Origin of the sequence: Streptomyces iakyrus, from assembly GCF_000717055.1 — a bacterium.
Lineage (GTDB): Bacteria > Actinomycetota > Actinomycetes > Streptomycetales > Streptomycetaceae > Streptomyces > Streptomyces iakyrus.
The window spans coordinates 95,161-109,442 of record NZ_JNXI01000016.1; the positions used below are offsets into that span (position 1 = coordinate 95,161).

At 71.0% G+C, this 14,282-nt stretch carries 14 protein-coding genes; 8 read left to right on the forward strand and 6 right to left on the reverse strand.

What is annotated here, in order from left to right; translation table 11 throughout:
- Positions 1–2 precede the first annotated feature (2 nt).
- Positions 3–1,028 carry a 4-hydroxy-3-methylbut-2-enyl diphosphate reductase gene (locus tag OO68_RS25095; RefSeq protein WP_063739335.1) on the reverse strand — a complete coding sequence of 342 codons (1,026 nt, stop codon included), beginning with the start codon at positions 1,026–1,028 and terminating at the stop codon, positions 3–5.
- A 119-nt stretch (positions 1,029–1,147) separates the two neighbouring features.
- Between OO68_RS25095 and xseA the strand changes: the two genes are divergently transcribed.
- The 3 genes from xseA (at position 1,148) to OO68_RS25110 (ending at position 3,323) form a co-directional block, all read left to right on the forward strand.
- Positions 1,148–2,356: an exodeoxyribonuclease VII large subunit gene (xseA, locus tag OO68_RS25100; RefSeq protein WP_033311600.1), complete on the forward strand. Its 1,209-nt coding sequence runs from the start codon at positions 1,148–1,150 to the stop codon at positions 2,354–2,356.
- A 9-nt stretch (positions 2,357–2,365) separates the two neighbouring features.
- A complete protein-coding gene (locus tag OO68_RS25105) occupies positions 2,366–2,611 on the forward strand; it encodes an exodeoxyribonuclease VII small subunit (RefSeq protein WP_033311177.1) in 246 nt (81 codons plus the stop codon).
- A gap of 121 nt (positions 2,612–2,732) precedes the next feature.
- Positions 2,733–3,323: a malonic semialdehyde reductase gene (locus OO68_RS25110; protein WP_033311178.1), complete on the forward strand. Its 591-nt coding sequence runs from the start codon at positions 2,733–2,735 to the stop codon at positions 3,321–3,323.
- 62 nt (positions 3,324–3,385) lie between these two features.
- Here the strand turns inward: OO68_RS25110 and OO68_RS25115 are convergent, their stop codons facing one another.
- Complete coding sequence (locus OO68_RS25115; RefSeq protein WP_033311179.1) at positions 3,386–3,910, reverse strand: DUF4245 domain-containing protein; 525 nt, start codon at positions 3,908–3,910, stop codon at positions 3,386–3,388.
- 127 nt (positions 3,911–4,037) lie between these two features.
- Between OO68_RS25115 and glpX the strand changes: the two genes are divergently transcribed.
- Positions 4,038–5,072, forward strand: coding sequence for a class II fructose-bisphosphatase (gene glpX / locus OO68_RS25120; RefSeq protein ID WP_033311180.1), 1,035 nt, complete (start codon positions 4,038–4,040; stop codon positions 5,070–5,072).
- 127 nt (positions 5,073–5,199) lie between these two features.
- Here the strand turns inward: glpX and OO68_RS25125 are convergent, their stop codons facing one another.
- Positions 5,200–5,577, reverse strand: coding sequence for a WhiB family transcriptional regulator (locus tag OO68_RS25125; RefSeq protein WP_078625439.1), 378 nt, complete (start codon positions 5,575–5,577; stop codon positions 5,200–5,202).
- A gap of 114 nt (positions 5,578–5,691) precedes the next feature.
- The gene (locus tag OO68_RS25130) at positions 5,692–6,396 is read right to left on the reverse strand and encodes a DUF1707 SHOCT-like domain-containing protein (RefSeq protein WP_033311183.1); all 705 of its coding nucleotides are present in this window, start codon (positions 6,394–6,396) and stop codon (positions 5,692–5,694) included.
- Between the two features lie 179 nt (positions 6,397–6,575).
- Here OO68_RS25130 and OO68_RS25135 point away from each other — a divergent pair, with 179 nt between their 5' ends.
- From OO68_RS25135 to OO68_RS25150, 4 genes are all read left to right on the forward strand, one after another.
- A complete protein-coding gene (locus OO68_RS25135; protein ID WP_033311601.1) occupies positions 6,576–8,246 on the forward strand; it encodes a fumarate hydratase in 1,671 nt (556 codons plus the stop codon).
- A gap of 77 nt (positions 8,247–8,323) precedes the next feature.
- Entirely contained in the window at positions 8,324–9,727 is a 1,404-nt protein-coding gene (locus OO68_RS25140; RefSeq protein ID WP_033311184.1) for a class II fumarate hydratase, read from the forward strand.
- 83 nt (positions 9,728–9,810) lie between these two features.
- Positions 9,811–10,503, forward strand: coding sequence for a cytidylyl-2-hydroxypropylphosphonate hydrolase (gene fomD, locus OO68_RS25145; protein ID WP_078625440.1), 693 nt, complete (start codon positions 9,811–9,813; stop codon positions 10,501–10,503).
- Positions 10,504–10,825: 322 nt separating this feature from the next.
- The gene (locus OO68_RS25150; protein ID WP_033311186.1) at positions 10,826–12,970 is read left to right on the forward strand and encodes a SpoIIE family protein phosphatase; all 2,145 of its coding nucleotides are present in this window, start codon (positions 10,826–10,828) and stop codon (positions 12,968–12,970) included.
- Positions 12,971–13,058: 88 nt separating this feature from the next.
- Here the strand turns inward: OO68_RS25150 and OO68_RS25155 are convergent, their stop codons facing one another.
- Positions 13,059–13,802, reverse strand: a complete 744-nt coding sequence (locus tag OO68_RS25155) for a hypothetical protein (RefSeq protein WP_033311187.1) — start codon at positions 13,800–13,802, stop codon at positions 13,059–13,061.
- Complete coding sequence (locus OO68_RS25160; protein ID WP_033311189.1) at positions 13,799–14,278, reverse strand: hypothetical protein; 480 nt, start codon at positions 14,276–14,278, stop codon at positions 13,799–13,801. Before OO68_RS25160 ends, OO68_RS25155 begins: the two co-directional genes overlap by 4 nt.
- Positions 14,279–14,282 lie beyond the last annotated feature (4 nt).

Genomic DNA, 14,282 nt, shown 5'->3' on the forward strand with positions numbered 1-14,282 from the left:
GGTCACTTCGCGGAATCTTCACCGGTCCCGGCGCCACCGCGCTCGGCGACCAGCGACGCCGCCTCCTCGCGCAGGTCGCGGCGCAGCTCCTTGGGCAGGGAGAACGTGATGGACTCCTCGGCCGCCTTGACGATCTCGACGTCCTCGAAGCCGCGCTGCGACAGCCACTCCAGGACCTGCTCGACCAGGACCTCCGGGACGGAGGCGCCCGAGGTGACGCCGACCGTGGTCACGCCCTCCAGCCAGGCCTCGTCGATCTCGTCGGCGAAGTCCACGAGGTACGCCGCACGCGCGCCCGCGATCTTGGCGACCTCGACGAGCCGCTTGGAGTTGGAGGAGTTGCGCGAGCCGACCACGATGACCAGCTCCGACTCGGCGCCCATCTGCTTCACGGCCAGCTGGCGGTTCTGCGTGGCGTAGCAGATGTCGTCGCTGGGCGGGGAGATGAGCTGCGGGAACTTGTCCTTCAGGGCGTCGACGGTCTCCATGGTCTCGTCGACGGACAGCGTGGTCTGGGAGAGCCAGACGACCTTGGAGGGGTCGCGGACCTCGACCTTCGCCACGTCGCCGGGCCCGTCGACCAGCTGGATGTGGTCGGGGGCCTCGCCGGAGGTGCCGATGACCTCCTCGTGACCCTCGTGGCCGATCAGGAGGATGTCGTAGTCCTCGTTCGCGAAGCGGACGGCTTCCTTGTGGACCTTGGTGACCAGGGGGCAGGTGGCGTCGATGGTGGCGAGCTTGCCGCGCTCGGCCTCCTCGTGGACGACGGGGGCCACGCCGTGCGCGGAGAACATGACGATGTTCCCCGGGGGCACTTCCTCCGTCTGCTCGACGAAGATCGCGCCCTTCTTCTCCAGGGTCTGCACGACGTACTTGTTGTGGACGATCTCGTGCCGGACGTACACCGGAGCGCCGTACTGCTCCAGGGCTTTCTCGACGGCGATCACGGCGCGGTCCACACCCGCGCAGTAGCCACGGGGGGCGGCGAGCAGGACACGGCGGCCAGGCGAAGCAGACATGCGTCCCATCGTAAGGCCGCGTCCGGCGGCTCGAAGATCCCGTCCGTGTGACGCTCCGGCGAAGACCGGCACGGCCCCGCGCGGGGAGGAGGGCGGTGTTGTCGGTGGTGCCCACTACGCTCGCGGACATGGCTGTGAACACGACTCCGGAAGCCCCGCTGCCCGTCGGCGAGGTGTCGCGGCTGATCGGGGGCTGGATCGACCGGCTCGGGGCGGTGTGGGTCGAGGGGCAGATCACACAGTTGTCGCGGCGGCCGGGCGCGGGGGTGGTGTTCCTGACGCTGCGGGACCCGTCGTACGACATCTCGGTGAGCGTCACCTGCTACCGGCAGGTGTTCGACGCCGTCGCGGACGTGGTGAGCGAGGGCGCCCGGGTCGTCGTCCTCGCCAAGCCCGAGTGGTACGCCCCGCGCGGGCAGCTGTCGCTGCGGGCCGCCGAGATACGGCCCGTCGGGGTCGGTGAGCTGCTCGCGCGCCTGGAGCAGCTGAAGAAGGCCCTTGCCCGGGAGGGGCTGTTCGCGCCGGAGCGCAAGAAGCCGTTGCCGTTCCTGCCGCAGCTCATCGGGCTGGTCTGCGGCCGGGCCTCGGCCGCCGAGCGGGACGTCCTGGAGAACGCGCGGCACCGCTGGCCCGCCGTCCGCTTCGAGGTGCGCAACGTCGCCGTGCAGGGCGTGCACGCCGTGCCGCAGGTCGTGCAGGCCGTGAAGGAGCTCGACGCGCTCGACGACGTGGACGTGATCATCGTCGCCCGGGGCGGCGGCAGCGTGGAGGACCTGCTGCCGTTCTCCGACGAGCAGCTGATCCGCACGGTCGGGCAGTGCCGTACGCCCGTGGTGTCCGCCATCGGGCACGAACCGGACAACCCGCTGCTGGACCACGTCGCCGACCTGCGCGCCTCCACTCCGACCGACGCCGCCAAGAAGGTGGTGCCGGACGTCGGCGAGGAGTACGAGCGGGTACGGCTGCTGCGCGACCGGGCGCGGCGGTGCGTGGCGGCACTGGTGGACCGGGAGGAGCGGGGGCTGGCGCACGCGCTGGCGCGGCCGTCGATACAGGACCCGCACCGGATGATCGACGCGCGCGCCGACCAGGTGGCGGATCTGCTCGACCGGGCCCGGCGCTGTCTGCGGCACCAGCTCGACCGCGCCGACTCGGAGCTGTCGCACACGCACGCGCGTGTGGTGGCCCTCTCCCCCGCCGCGACCCTGAAGCGCGGGTACGCCGTGCTGCAGAGGGCGGACGGGCACGCGGTCCGCGACCCCGGCGAGGTGACGAGCGGGGAGGCCCTGCGCGCGCGGGTCTCCGAGGGTGAGTTCTCCGTACGAGTGGACACATAGGGTGGGTGGATGACCAGCGAGGTTGACGAGACACCGGGCACCAGCGAGGCGCTCGGGTACGAGCAGGCGCGGGACGAGCTGATCGAGGTCGTCCGGCGCCTGGAGGCGGGCGGTACGACGCTGGAGGAGTCCCTCGCGCTCTGGGAGCGGGGCGAGGAGCTGGCCAAGGTGTGCCGGCGGTGGCTGGAGGGGGCGCGGGCGCGGCTGGACGCGGCGCTGGCGGAGGAGGCCGCGGAGGACGAGGACGCGGAGTGACCAGGGCGTTCGGTTCGTGATCCATGACACCCCCACATTGGTTGAACGTTGAACTTTATTCGCGTACGGTCGAAGACGTCAGCCGGTCTTCCCGGATCGACCGTCGCGAGAAAGTGCCTTCATGTCCCTCGTTCTTGACCCCGCAGCCCAGGACCTTCTGTTCCGTGAGGCCCGCAGCGCCAACACCTTCACCGACGAGCCGGTGACCGATGAGCAGGTGCAGGCGATCTACGACCTGGTCAAGTACGGTCCGACCGCCTTCAACCAGACCCCGTTGCGCATCACCCTGGTCCGCTCGCCCGAGGCCCGCGAGCGCCTGGTGGCGCACATGGCCGAGGGCAACCGGCCCAAGACCGCGAGCGCACCGCTGGTGGCGATCCTCTCCGCGGACAACGAGTTCCACGAGGAGCTCCCGCACCTGTTCCCGGCCGCGCCGCAGATCAAGGACGTCTTCTTCACCGAGCGCCCGGTCCGCGAGAACGCCGCCGCGCTGAACGCCGCCCTCCAGGCCGCGTACTTCATCGTCGGCGTCCGCGCCGCCGGCCTCGCCGCCGGACCGATGACGGGCTTCGACTTCGAGGGTGTGCGCAAGGAGTTCCTGGACGACGACCACACCCCGCTGATGGTCGTCAACATCGGCCGCCCGGGCCCGGACGCCTGGCACCCGCGCTCCCCGCGCCTGGGCTTCGACCAGGTCGTCACGACCGTCTGAGCGACGGACACGAGACACGAGGAAGGCCCCCGGCATCCGCCGGGGGCCTTCCTCGTGCGCGTTCACTTCGTCCGCAGCGCCTCGGCCATCTTCGTCAGCTGCGCGAACGAGGCGGTGCCCGTCACGACCGTCGTCGAGCCCTTGGTGCCCTCCAGGACCAGCGCGTCGTACCGGCCGCCCTCGTAACGGGTCCACGTCTCGCCGGCGATCTTCTCGGTCTTCCCGGTCTCCCGCGCACCCTGGGTCGCCTCGTCGAGGAAGACGGGGCGCCGCTGAGTGGACTGCTCGACCGCGACGTACTCCCCCTCGGGATCGTGGAAGCCGAGGTGCCAGGCGTCGAACTCGTCGCCCCGGAAGCGGACGGAGGTGGCCTTCCATGTGCCGGGCAGCCCCTCGGGCGCGGCCACCGGGTAGGAGGCGGCGCGGCGTGCCGTGAGCAGCTCGACCCGGTAGTCGACGGCCTTGACGTCGGGCGCGCTGTCGTCGTGCGGGATGAAGAGGTACACGAAGCCCGCCACCAGGACGATGACTCCCATGGAGAGGATCATGTCCCGCGCCGTCTTCTGCTTGCCGTTCTTGCCTGCCACGCCCCCTATCGTCGCAGGTCCCTGCCGCGCTCATCCGTGGGGGCCCCTGCTCATTTTGCGGCCTCGGCGATAGAGTCGAGCGACAAAGCCCTCATCCGGCCGTCGTCGTACAGAAAGGTGCGCTCCGATGACCGAGCATCATCATTTGCCGTCCGAACTCGATGTGCCCTCCGAGGCCCCCGACCGCAACCTCGCCCTGGAACTGGTCCGGGTCACCGAGGCGGCGGCGATGGCCGCGGGCCGCTGGGTCGGGCGAGGTGACAAGAACGGCGCCGACGGTGCCGCGGTACGCGCCATGCGCACCCTCGTCTCCACCGTCTCGATGAACGGCGTCGTCGTCATCGGCGAGGGCGAGAAGGACGAAGCCCCCATGCTGTTCAACGGGGAGCGCGTGGGCGACGGGACCGGGCCCGAGTGCGACATCGCCGTCGATCCGATCGACGGCACGACGCTGACCGCGAAGGGCATGACGAACGCGATCGCGGTGCTGGCCGCCGCCGAGCGCGGGTCCATGTTCGACCCGTCCGCCGTCTTCTACATGGACAAGCTCGTCACCGGTCCGGAGGCGGCCGACTTCGTCGACATCAACGCCCCGGTGTCGGTGAACATCCGGCGGGTCGCCAAGGCGAAGCGGTCCGCGCCGGAGGACGTGACGGTGGTGATCCTGGACCGCCCGCGGCACGAGGGCATCATCAAGGAGATCCGGGAGACCGGGGCCCGCATCAAGCTGATCTCCGACGGCGACGTGGCCGGCTCGATCCTGGCGCTGCGCGAGGGCACGGGCGTCGATCTGCTGCTCGGCATCGGCGGTACGCCCGAGGGCATCATCTCGGCCTGCGCGGTGAAGTGCCTCGGCGGCACGATCCAGGGCAAGCTGTGGCCCAAGGACGACGAGGAGCGGCAGCGGGCGATCGACGCGGGGCACGACCTCGACCGGGTGCTGACGACCGAGGACCTCGTCACCGGCGAGAACGTCTTCTTCGTGGCCACCGGCATCACCGACGGCGAGCTGCTGCGGGGGGTTCGCTACCGGGCGGAGAACGCCACGACCGACTCGATCGTGATGCGGTCGCGGTCGGGCACGGTCCGCCGGATCTCCTCCGAGCACCGGCTGAGCAAGCTGCGGGCCTACAGCGCGATCGACTTCGACAAGGGGAAGTAGCCCCGAGGAGCGGACGAACGGCGCAGCGAAAGGGCGTCCCCGGTGCGGTGGGGACGCCCCTTTCGTACGCCGTTCTTGTACGCACTGCCGGGACGCCCTCGCCGGACGCCCTGTTCTTGCTCGGCCGTCAGCCTGCCGCCGCTATCTGGTTCGCCGGGCGGGCCGCCTTCTTCAGCTCCATCTCGCGGCGGCGGCGCCGGGCCAGGACCACGCGGCGCTCCGCGGCGGTGAGGCCGCCCCAGACGCCGTAGGGCTCGGGCTGGAGCAGGGCGTGCTCGCGGCACTCGACCATCACCGGACACCGGGCACAGACCCGTTTCGCCGCCTCCTCCCGGGACAGTCTCGCGGCGGTCGGCTCCTTGGAGGGGGCGAAGAAGAGGCCGGCCTCGTCACGACGGCACACCGCCTCGGTGTGCCACGGGGCGTCCTGGTCCCTGTCTCGCGCTGGCACCCGCGGGGCCGGAACGGCAGCTACCTGCACGGACGAATGCGGCGGTTGCAGCACGGTCTACTCCTGACGACGGCTTCGCGAGCGAGAGACGATGCAGCAAGGCCTACCCGCTGTACGCGCGCCTATGCACTGAGTTCCGAACCGCCGGATTCGGGGGATTCGCGCCTGTCAATGCCCCAGGTGTTTGCGCAAACTCCTGTCGACCTTGCGCTGCACTCGGTCCAGGATGTCCGCGACGACCTTGCCGCGCCTGGGCCGCGCCTCGACGCTTCCCAGGACGGCCCAGCCGTCGACGTAGACGACGGGGGCCTGCGGGTCGCCCGAGTCGAGGGTGTCCACCTCGAAGCTGCCGAGGACGCCGCTCCCCGTGCCGCGCAGCGACACGTTCTCCGGGACGCGGATCTCGACGCTGCCGAAGATCGCGAACGACTTGACGACGACCTGCTGGTGGTCGAAGAAGGCCTCGCTGAGGTCTATCTCGACACTGCCGAAGACCGCGTACGCGTGGATACGGCGGCCCGCCCGCCAGCGGCCCTTGCGGACGGCACCGCTGAAGACCGCGACCACGTTGTCGTCCGGGTCGATCGGGAGGGCGCCGGCGGTGGGGCGGTGCGGGGCGGGAGCCGGGGAGGAGGCGGGGCCCTGGCGGTGGGCCGCGGGCAGGTCCCGTATGAAGACCTCCAGCTCGCCGACCGTCTTGGCGCGCAGCACCCCCTCGACGCGCTCGGCGTGCTCGTCGGCGGTGAGGCGGCCTTCGGCCAGGGCGTCGTGCAGGATGTCGGCGATGCGGTCGCGCTCGGCGTCGGAGGCGCGGAGATCGGAGACGGCGGGCGGCGCGCTCTGCTGCTGAAGGTCCGGCTTCTGAAGGTCCACGACAGCAGCGTACCGAAACACGATAGATCGCGACACCCCCCGATGGCGCCCCCTGCGGCACGGCCGGATGTGACGAACTGAGCCTTACCTCACAAGCTCGCCGTCAGCGGCAGGTTCTACGCTGGTTGGCGCTCGCCAATGGAGGCGGGCCGCCGTCTGTCGAGTGAGGAATGGGCGAGATGCCTGAGTTCGCGTACACCGATCTGCTCCCCCAGGGAGAGGACACCACCCCGTACCGGCTGGTGACCTCCGAGGGTGTCTCCACCGTCGAGGGGCCGGACGGGCGGACCTTCCTCCAGGTGGAGCCGGAGGCGCTGCGCAAGCTCGCCGAGGAGGCCATCCACGACATCCAGCACTACCTGCGCCCGGCCCACCTCGCCCAGCTGCGCCGGATCATCGACGACCCCGAGGCGTCGGGCAACGACAAGTTCGTGGCGCTGGACCTGCTGAAGAACGCGAACATCGCGGCGGCGGGCGTGCTGCCGATGTGCCAGGACACGGGCACGGCGATCGTGATGGGCAAGCGCGGGCAGAACGTGCTGACGGCCGGCCGCGACGAGGAGGCCCTCAGCCGCGGCATCTACGACGCGTACAAGAACCTCAACCTGCGCTACTCGCAGATGGCTCCGCTCACCATGTGGGAGGAGAAGAACACCGGCTCCAACCTCCCCGCGCAGATCGAGCTGTACGCGGCGGACGGCGGCGCCTACAAGTTCCTCTTCATGGCGAAGGGCGGCGGCTCGGCGAACAAGTCGTTCCTGTACCAGGAGACGAAGGCCGTCCTGAACGAGTCCTCCATGATGAAGTTCCTGGAGGAGAAGATCCGTTCGCTGGGCACGGCGGCCTGCCCGCCCTACCACCTGGCGATCGTGGTCGGCGGTACGTCCGCCGAGTACGCGCTGAAGACCGCCAAGTACGCCTCCGCGCACTACCTCGACGAGATCCCGGCCGAGGGCTCCGAGCTCGGGCACGGCTTCCGGGACAAGGAGCTGGAGCAGAAGGTCTTCGAGCTGACGCAGAAGATCGGCATCGGCGCGCAGTTCGGCGGCAAGTACTTCTGCCACGACGTGCGCGTGGTGCGCCTTCCGCGGCACGGCGCGTCCTGCCCGGTCGCCATCGCCGTGTCCTGCTCCGCCGACCGCCAGGCCGTCGCGAAGATCACGGCCGAGGGCGTCTTCCTGGAGCAGCTGGAGACGGACCCGGCGCGGTTCCTGCCGGAGACGACGGACGAGCACCTCGACGAGTCCTCGGACGTCGTGAAGATCGACCTCAACCAGCCGATGGAGCAGATCCTCGCCGAGCTCACCAAGCACCCGGTGAAGACCCGCCTGTCCCTGACCGGCCCGCTGGTCGTGGCCCGCGACATCGCGCACGCCAAGATCAAGGAGCGGCTGGACGCGGGCGAGGAGATGCCGCAGTACCTGAAGGACCACCCGGTCTACTACGCCGGTCCGGCCAAGACGCCCGAGGGCTACGCGTCCGGCTCCTTCGGTCCGACCACGGCCGGCCGGATGGACTCCTACGTGGAGCAGTTCCAGGCGGCGGGCGGCTCCAAGGTGATGCTGGCCAAGGGCAACCGCAGCAAGCAGGTCACCGACGCGTGCGACGCCCACGGCGGCTTCTACCTGGGCTCCATCGGCGGCCCGGCCGCGCGCCTCGCCCAGGACTGCATCAAGAAGGTCGAGGTCGTCGAGTACGAGGAGCTCGGGATGGAGGCCGTCTGGAAGATCGAGGTCGAGGACTTCCCGGCGTTCATCGTCGTCGACGACAAGGGCAACGACTTCTTCCAGGACCCCGCGCCCGCGCCCACGTTCACCTCCATTCCGGTACGCGGGCCCGGACTCGCCTGACGACGGCGGTGATGATTCGCCTCCGCGGGGAACAGTGGTCGCGGCGCTGACGCTGTGACACGTGGAGGTGATCGTCGATGACCGACGAGCAGGACAGGACCGAGTACCGCACCGAGCACGACTCCATGGGCGAGGTGCGGGTGCCCGCGCACGCGAAGTGGCGTGCCCAGACCCAGCGGGCCGTGGAGAACTTCCCCGTCTCCGGGCAGCGCATCGAACGCGCGCACATCGAGGCGCTGGCCCGGATCAAGGGGGCCGCGGCCAAGGTCAACGCCGAGCTGGGGGTCCTGGACAAGGACATCGCCGGGGCCATCCAGGAGGCGGCCGGGGAGGTCGCCGAAGGGAAGTGGGACGAGCACTTCCCGGTCGACGTGTTCCAGACCGGGTCCGGGACCTCGTCGAACATGAACACCAACGAGGTCATCGCCACCCTCGCGAGCGAGCGGCTGGGCAGCGCCGTGCATCCGAACGACCACGTCAACGCCTCCCAGTCGTCCAACGACGTCTTCCCCTCCTCGATCCACATCGCCGCCACCGCCGCCGTGACGCGCGACCTGGTCCCCGCCCTGGAGCACCTCGCCGCCTCCCTGGAGCGCAAGGCGGAGGAGTTCGCCGACGTCGTGAAGTCGGGGCGTACGCACCTGATGGACGCCACGCCCGTGACGCTGGGCCAGGAGTTCGGCGGGTACGCGGCCCAGGTGCGGTACGGCGTCGAGCGGCTTCAGGCCTCCCTGCCCCGGCTCGCCGAACTGCCCCTCGGCGGCACGGCCGTCGGCACCGGCATCAACACCCCGCCCGGCTTCTCCGCCGCCGTCATCGAGGAGGTCGCCCGCACCACCGGGCTGCCCCTCACCGAGGCCCGGAACCACTTCGAGGCGCAGGGCGCCCGGGACGGCATCGTCGAGACCAGCGGGCAGCTGCGGACCATCGCGGTCGGACTGACGAAGATCGCCAACGACCTGCGCTGGATGTCCTCCGGGCCGCGCACCGGCCTCGCCGAGATCGCCCTGCCCGACCTCCAGCCCGGGTCCTCGATCATGCCGGGCAAGGTGAATCCGGTCATTCCCGAGGCCGTGCTGATGGTCGCCGCGCAGGTCGTCGGCAACGACGCCACCGTCGCGACCGCCGGCGCCGCCGGGAACTTCGAGCTGAACGTGATGCTGCCGGTCATCGGCAAGAACGTGCTGGAGTCGGTCCGGCTGCTCGCCAACGTCACGCGGCTGCTGGCCGACCGCACCGTGGACGGCATCACGGCGAACCGCGAGCGGGTGCGGGAGTACGCCGAGTCCTCCCCCTCCGTCGTCACGCCGCTCAACAAGTACATCGGCTACGAGGAGGCCGCCAAGGTCGCCAAGAAGGCCCTGGCCGAACGGAAGACGATCCGGCAGGTCGTGCTGGACGGCGGCTACGTGGAGCGCGGGGACCTGACCGCGGAGCAGCTCGACGAGGCACTCGATGTCCTGCGGATGACACACCCGTGACGGGGGGACGCGTTCGTGTGCCCGGCGCGTGAACCGTGACACGCGCCGCAGCGTCGTATGCCTACGGCACCTAATATCTGTTCATGGCAGACGGTGGAGCGATGAGACGCGTGGAAACGGGTGGTGCGGCAGGCTTCTGGGCGCCCGGGAGCCGGATCCTGTGGCGGTACCGGGAGAACGGCGGCACGCAGGTGCACATCGCGCGTCCCGTCACCGTCGTCCGGGACGACGCCGACCTGCTCGCCGTGTGGCTGGCGCCCGGCACCGAGTGTGTGAAGCCCGTGCTCGCAGACGGCACTCCCGTGCACCTGGAACCGCTGGAGTCGCGCTACACCAAGCCGCGGACCGTGCAGCGCGACCGGTGGTTCGGCACGGGTGTGCTGAAGCTCGCCCGGCCCGGCGAACCCTGGTCGGTGTGGCTGTTCTGGGAACCGGGCTGGCAGTTCAAGAACTGGTACGTGAACCTGGAGGAGCCGCTCATCCGTTGGGCGGGCGGCGTCGACTCCGTCGACCATTTCCTGGACATCTCCGTCCATCCCGACCGGAGTTGGCACTGGCGGGACGAGGACGAGTTCGCCCAGGCCCGGCGGGACGGGCTGATGGACGACCAACAGGCGGAAAAGGTACAGGCGGCGGGAGAGAGGGCGGTGGAGGTGATCCGCGCCTGGGGCCCGCCGTTCTCGGAAGGCTGGCAGCAATGGCGCCCGGATGCCTCCTGGGCTGTACCGTCACTGCCGGAGGACTGGGATCGTACGCCCGCGCATGTGTCCTCATGAGACCCTTGATGCGCCCCCGGGCAAGAAACGTAGGATCGTCCTCCGCAAGGGCGCGCGGCGGCAACTACCGGAGCACGCGCTGGGCTTGACCGATCGTCACCGAGGGGCGGCAGGACGTGAGCGAGGGGTACGAGGGCAACACCGGAAGGGCCTGCGCCACGGGCCCCAGGGGCCGTCAGACGGCCTCTGCGGGCCGCAGACGGTCCGCCGGTGGCACAGGAACAACCTCTGACCACGCGGGAATTCCGTTCCTGGGGCACGTATTCCGGGTATCGGAGTTTCGGCGGGACCAACTGCGCGCGCGGCGCGCAGCCCCGGACGGATGGATTCGACACGCGTGACGGAGCAGCCGACCTCGTTCGAACGCCCCCAGACGGGCGTCGACCCCGCGGATCCCCGCGGGGCGTTCGTGCATACCCCGACACCGGCGCGTGCGCCCGGTGCGGGCACCTTACCGGTACAGGGCCGCCCCGGCGGTGACGTCAGCGTTCCGGTCACGACGGCACACAGCACGCCGGGCACGTCGGAGCCGGGCACCTCCACGCCGTTCGGCAAGGGCAAGGACACTGTGAGCGACCCCGCCTCCGAGCACTCCCAGCCGGGTGCCGAGCAGACCGCCGAGCGCGAGACGCCTCGGCCGCGCCCCGCCCCCGAGGGCATCCCGGTCCAGCCGGCCGACGAACAGGACCGGCCGGCGGTGAACACCGACGGGCAGGAGCGGCGCAGCGGCCAGAGCCTGCCCCCGGGCCGGCCCACGCCTATGCGGCGGGACGGCGACCGGCTCAGGTTCGTGGGGGCCGCCACCCGGCGGATCGCCCGTGGCATCGACCTGGACGAGATCGTGATGGGGCTGTGCCGGGCGACCGTGCCCACCTTCTCCGACGCGATCCTGGTCTACCTGCGCGACCCGCTGCCCGTCGGCGACGAGCGGCCCACCGGCCCGCTGGTGCTGCGGCTGCGCCGCACCGACCGGATACCGGCGGAGCGCGACACGGAGAACGGCTTCCTGCCGGCCGCGCAGCCCGAGCCGAACGAGCTGGACACGGTCGGTGCCGAGCTGTGCGAGGTGCGGCCCGGCAGCGCGCTCGCCGAGGTCCTGCGGGGCGTGCGCCCGGTGTTCACGGACGCTCCGGCGGCCCGGGCCGCCCTGCCGGAACTGCTCGGTGAGGGCGGCGAGTTCGCCGTGCCGGACGGGCAGCGGGCGATCCTCGCCCCGCTGCGCGGCCGGCGCCGGGTCATCGGTGCGGCGCTGTTCCTGCGCCGGCCCGAGCGCATGGCGTTCGAGCCGGACGACCTGCTGGTGGCCGCCCAGCTCGCCACGCACAGCGCGCTCGGCATCGACAAGGCGGTGCTGTACGGCCGCGAGGCCTACATCGCGGACGAGTTGCAGCGCACCATGCTGCCCGAGACGCTGCCCCGCCCGACGGGCGTGCGGCTGGCCTCCCGCTACCTGCCGGCCGCGGAGACGGCCCGGGTCGGCGGCGACTGGTACGACGCGATCCCGCTGCCCGGCAGCCGGGTCGCCCTGGTCGTCGGCGACGTCATGGGCCACTCCATGACCTCGGCCGCCATCATGGGGCAGCTGCGCACCACGGCCCAGACCCTCGCCGGCCTGGACCTGCCGCCGCAGGAGGTCCTGCACCACCTCGACGAACAGGCCCAGCGCCTCGGCGTGGACCGCATGGCGACCTGCCTCTACGCCGTGTACGACCCGGTATCGCACCGCATCACCATCGCCAACGCCGGTCACCCGCCGCCCGTCCTGCTCCACCTGGGCGGCCGTGCCGAGGTGCTGCGCGTGCCGGCCGGTGCCCCGATCGGCGTCGGCGGCGTGGACTTCGAGGCGGTGGAGCTGGACGCGCCCGCCGGGGCGACCCTGCTGCTCTACACCGACGGCCTGGTCGAGTCGCGCCTGCGCGACGTGTGGACGGGCATCGAGCAGCTGCGGGAGAAACTCGCCGCGGTCGCGCAGCTCACCGGTCCTGACCACCCGCCGCCCCTGGAAGCGCTGTGCGACGAGGTGCTCGACATGCTCGGCCCGGGCGACCGGGACGACGACATCGCGCTGCTCGCCGCCCGTTTCGACGGGATCGCGCCCAGCGATGTGGCGTACTGGTTCCTGGAGCCGGAGGACGCCGCCCCGGGCCGGGCCCGCCGGCTGGCCCGGCGCGCGTTGCAGCGCTGGGGCCTGGAGGAGCTCAGCGACTCCGTGGAGCTGCTGGTGAGCGAGGTCGTCACCAACGCGGTGCGGTACGCCTCGCGGCCGGTGACGCTGCGGCTGCTGCGCACGGACGTGCTGCGCTGCGAGGTCGGCGACGACGTGCCCCAACTGCCGCGGCTGCGCCAGGCCCGGGCCACCGACGAGGGCGGCCGGGGGCTGTACCTGGTGAACCGGATGGCCCGGCGCTGGGGCGCGACCCGGCTCAGCACGGGCAAGGTGGTCTGGTTCGAGCTGAACCGGGGCTGAGCGCGCATACGGCAAAGGGCCGGTCCCCGCACCGCGGGGACCGGCCCGTCGTCGAAAGCCCGTCACTTCCCGCGGGCTGCCGTCCGGTTCAGGACTGCTGTCGGGCGAGGCGTTCGGCGGACCGCTTCCGCAACGGCTGGAGCGGGTCGGCGCCCGATCCGGCCCCCTTGCCGGGAACCCACTCCCAGCCCTGGATCTTCGCCGCGGTCGCCGCCAGCCTGCCGTCATCGGGCTGGACGTCGAGGTAGAACAGCGCCTCGTCCGGGTGCTTGTCGTCCCCGCCCCACCGGACCACGCCGTCGCACTCGGCGAGGATGTCCCGGATCACCACCGTCTGCTGCGGGAAGAGACCGCCCTGCACACCGGAGGGGTAGTGACCCGGCCGGATCTGGACCGCCGTGCCGGAGGCCTGGTTCGACTCGGCCAGACCCTTGCGGACGGTCGATGGGTGACGCCAGCCGGTGACGTCGCCCCGGCGCAGTCCGTCGACCTCGTAGTGGAAGCGGCGGATCACATGGACGAGGACGGTCTCGACGTCGCCCATGCGGATCTGGACGCCGTCGACGGGAGTGCCGGGGACGGGTCTGGTGTAGACGTGCCCGTGGTCGTCCGCGACTTTCTCCATCTCCCACCCGTTCGTCGACGGGGTGCCGCTGAGGACTCGCTTGTTGCGTTCCCGCGCCTTCCGTATCGCTTCCCGGATCTTGTCCGGTTCGGGTTGCGTCGTTGCCGCGTGGACGGGAGACGTCAGCGTCCCCGCGGCGACGGCAGTGCCGGCGGCCAGGAAGACGGCACGGCGCAGGGCCGTACGACGCGAGATGTTCACAGTCACGCAGTTCTCTCCTTGTGGTGGGTGCGGGAACGCGCAGCGCATGCGGTGAGAGCGACAGCGCCCACTGCCGACACCCCCGCCACGGGGTTCAGGTAGCCCGGAATGGCGGCTTCGTAGGTCTTCCCGCCCTTGACGTGGCACCCGAAGCGCAGGGGGACGAACGAGGTCTCATAGCGGTCGACGACGACCTCGGACCTTTTGCCAGGGCCTCCCAGCACCTTCGTGCAGGCCGCGGCCTGTGCGTGTTCGTCCAGCAACAGCAGGTGCAGAACACCCCAGGTGTACATGCCGACCGTCGCCACCCAGGCGAGGATCGCCGCTCCCTTGAGCAGCTTTGCCCGGGTCCGTCTCCGGCCGGCCCGGATCAGCGTCACGACCGCGTAGATCGCGAGCCCCGGGGTGGCGATCAGTCCGGCCAGTGCCAGCAGGAGCACGACGACGGGGTTGTGTCCTGCGTATGGTTCGTCTCCCGACATGCGC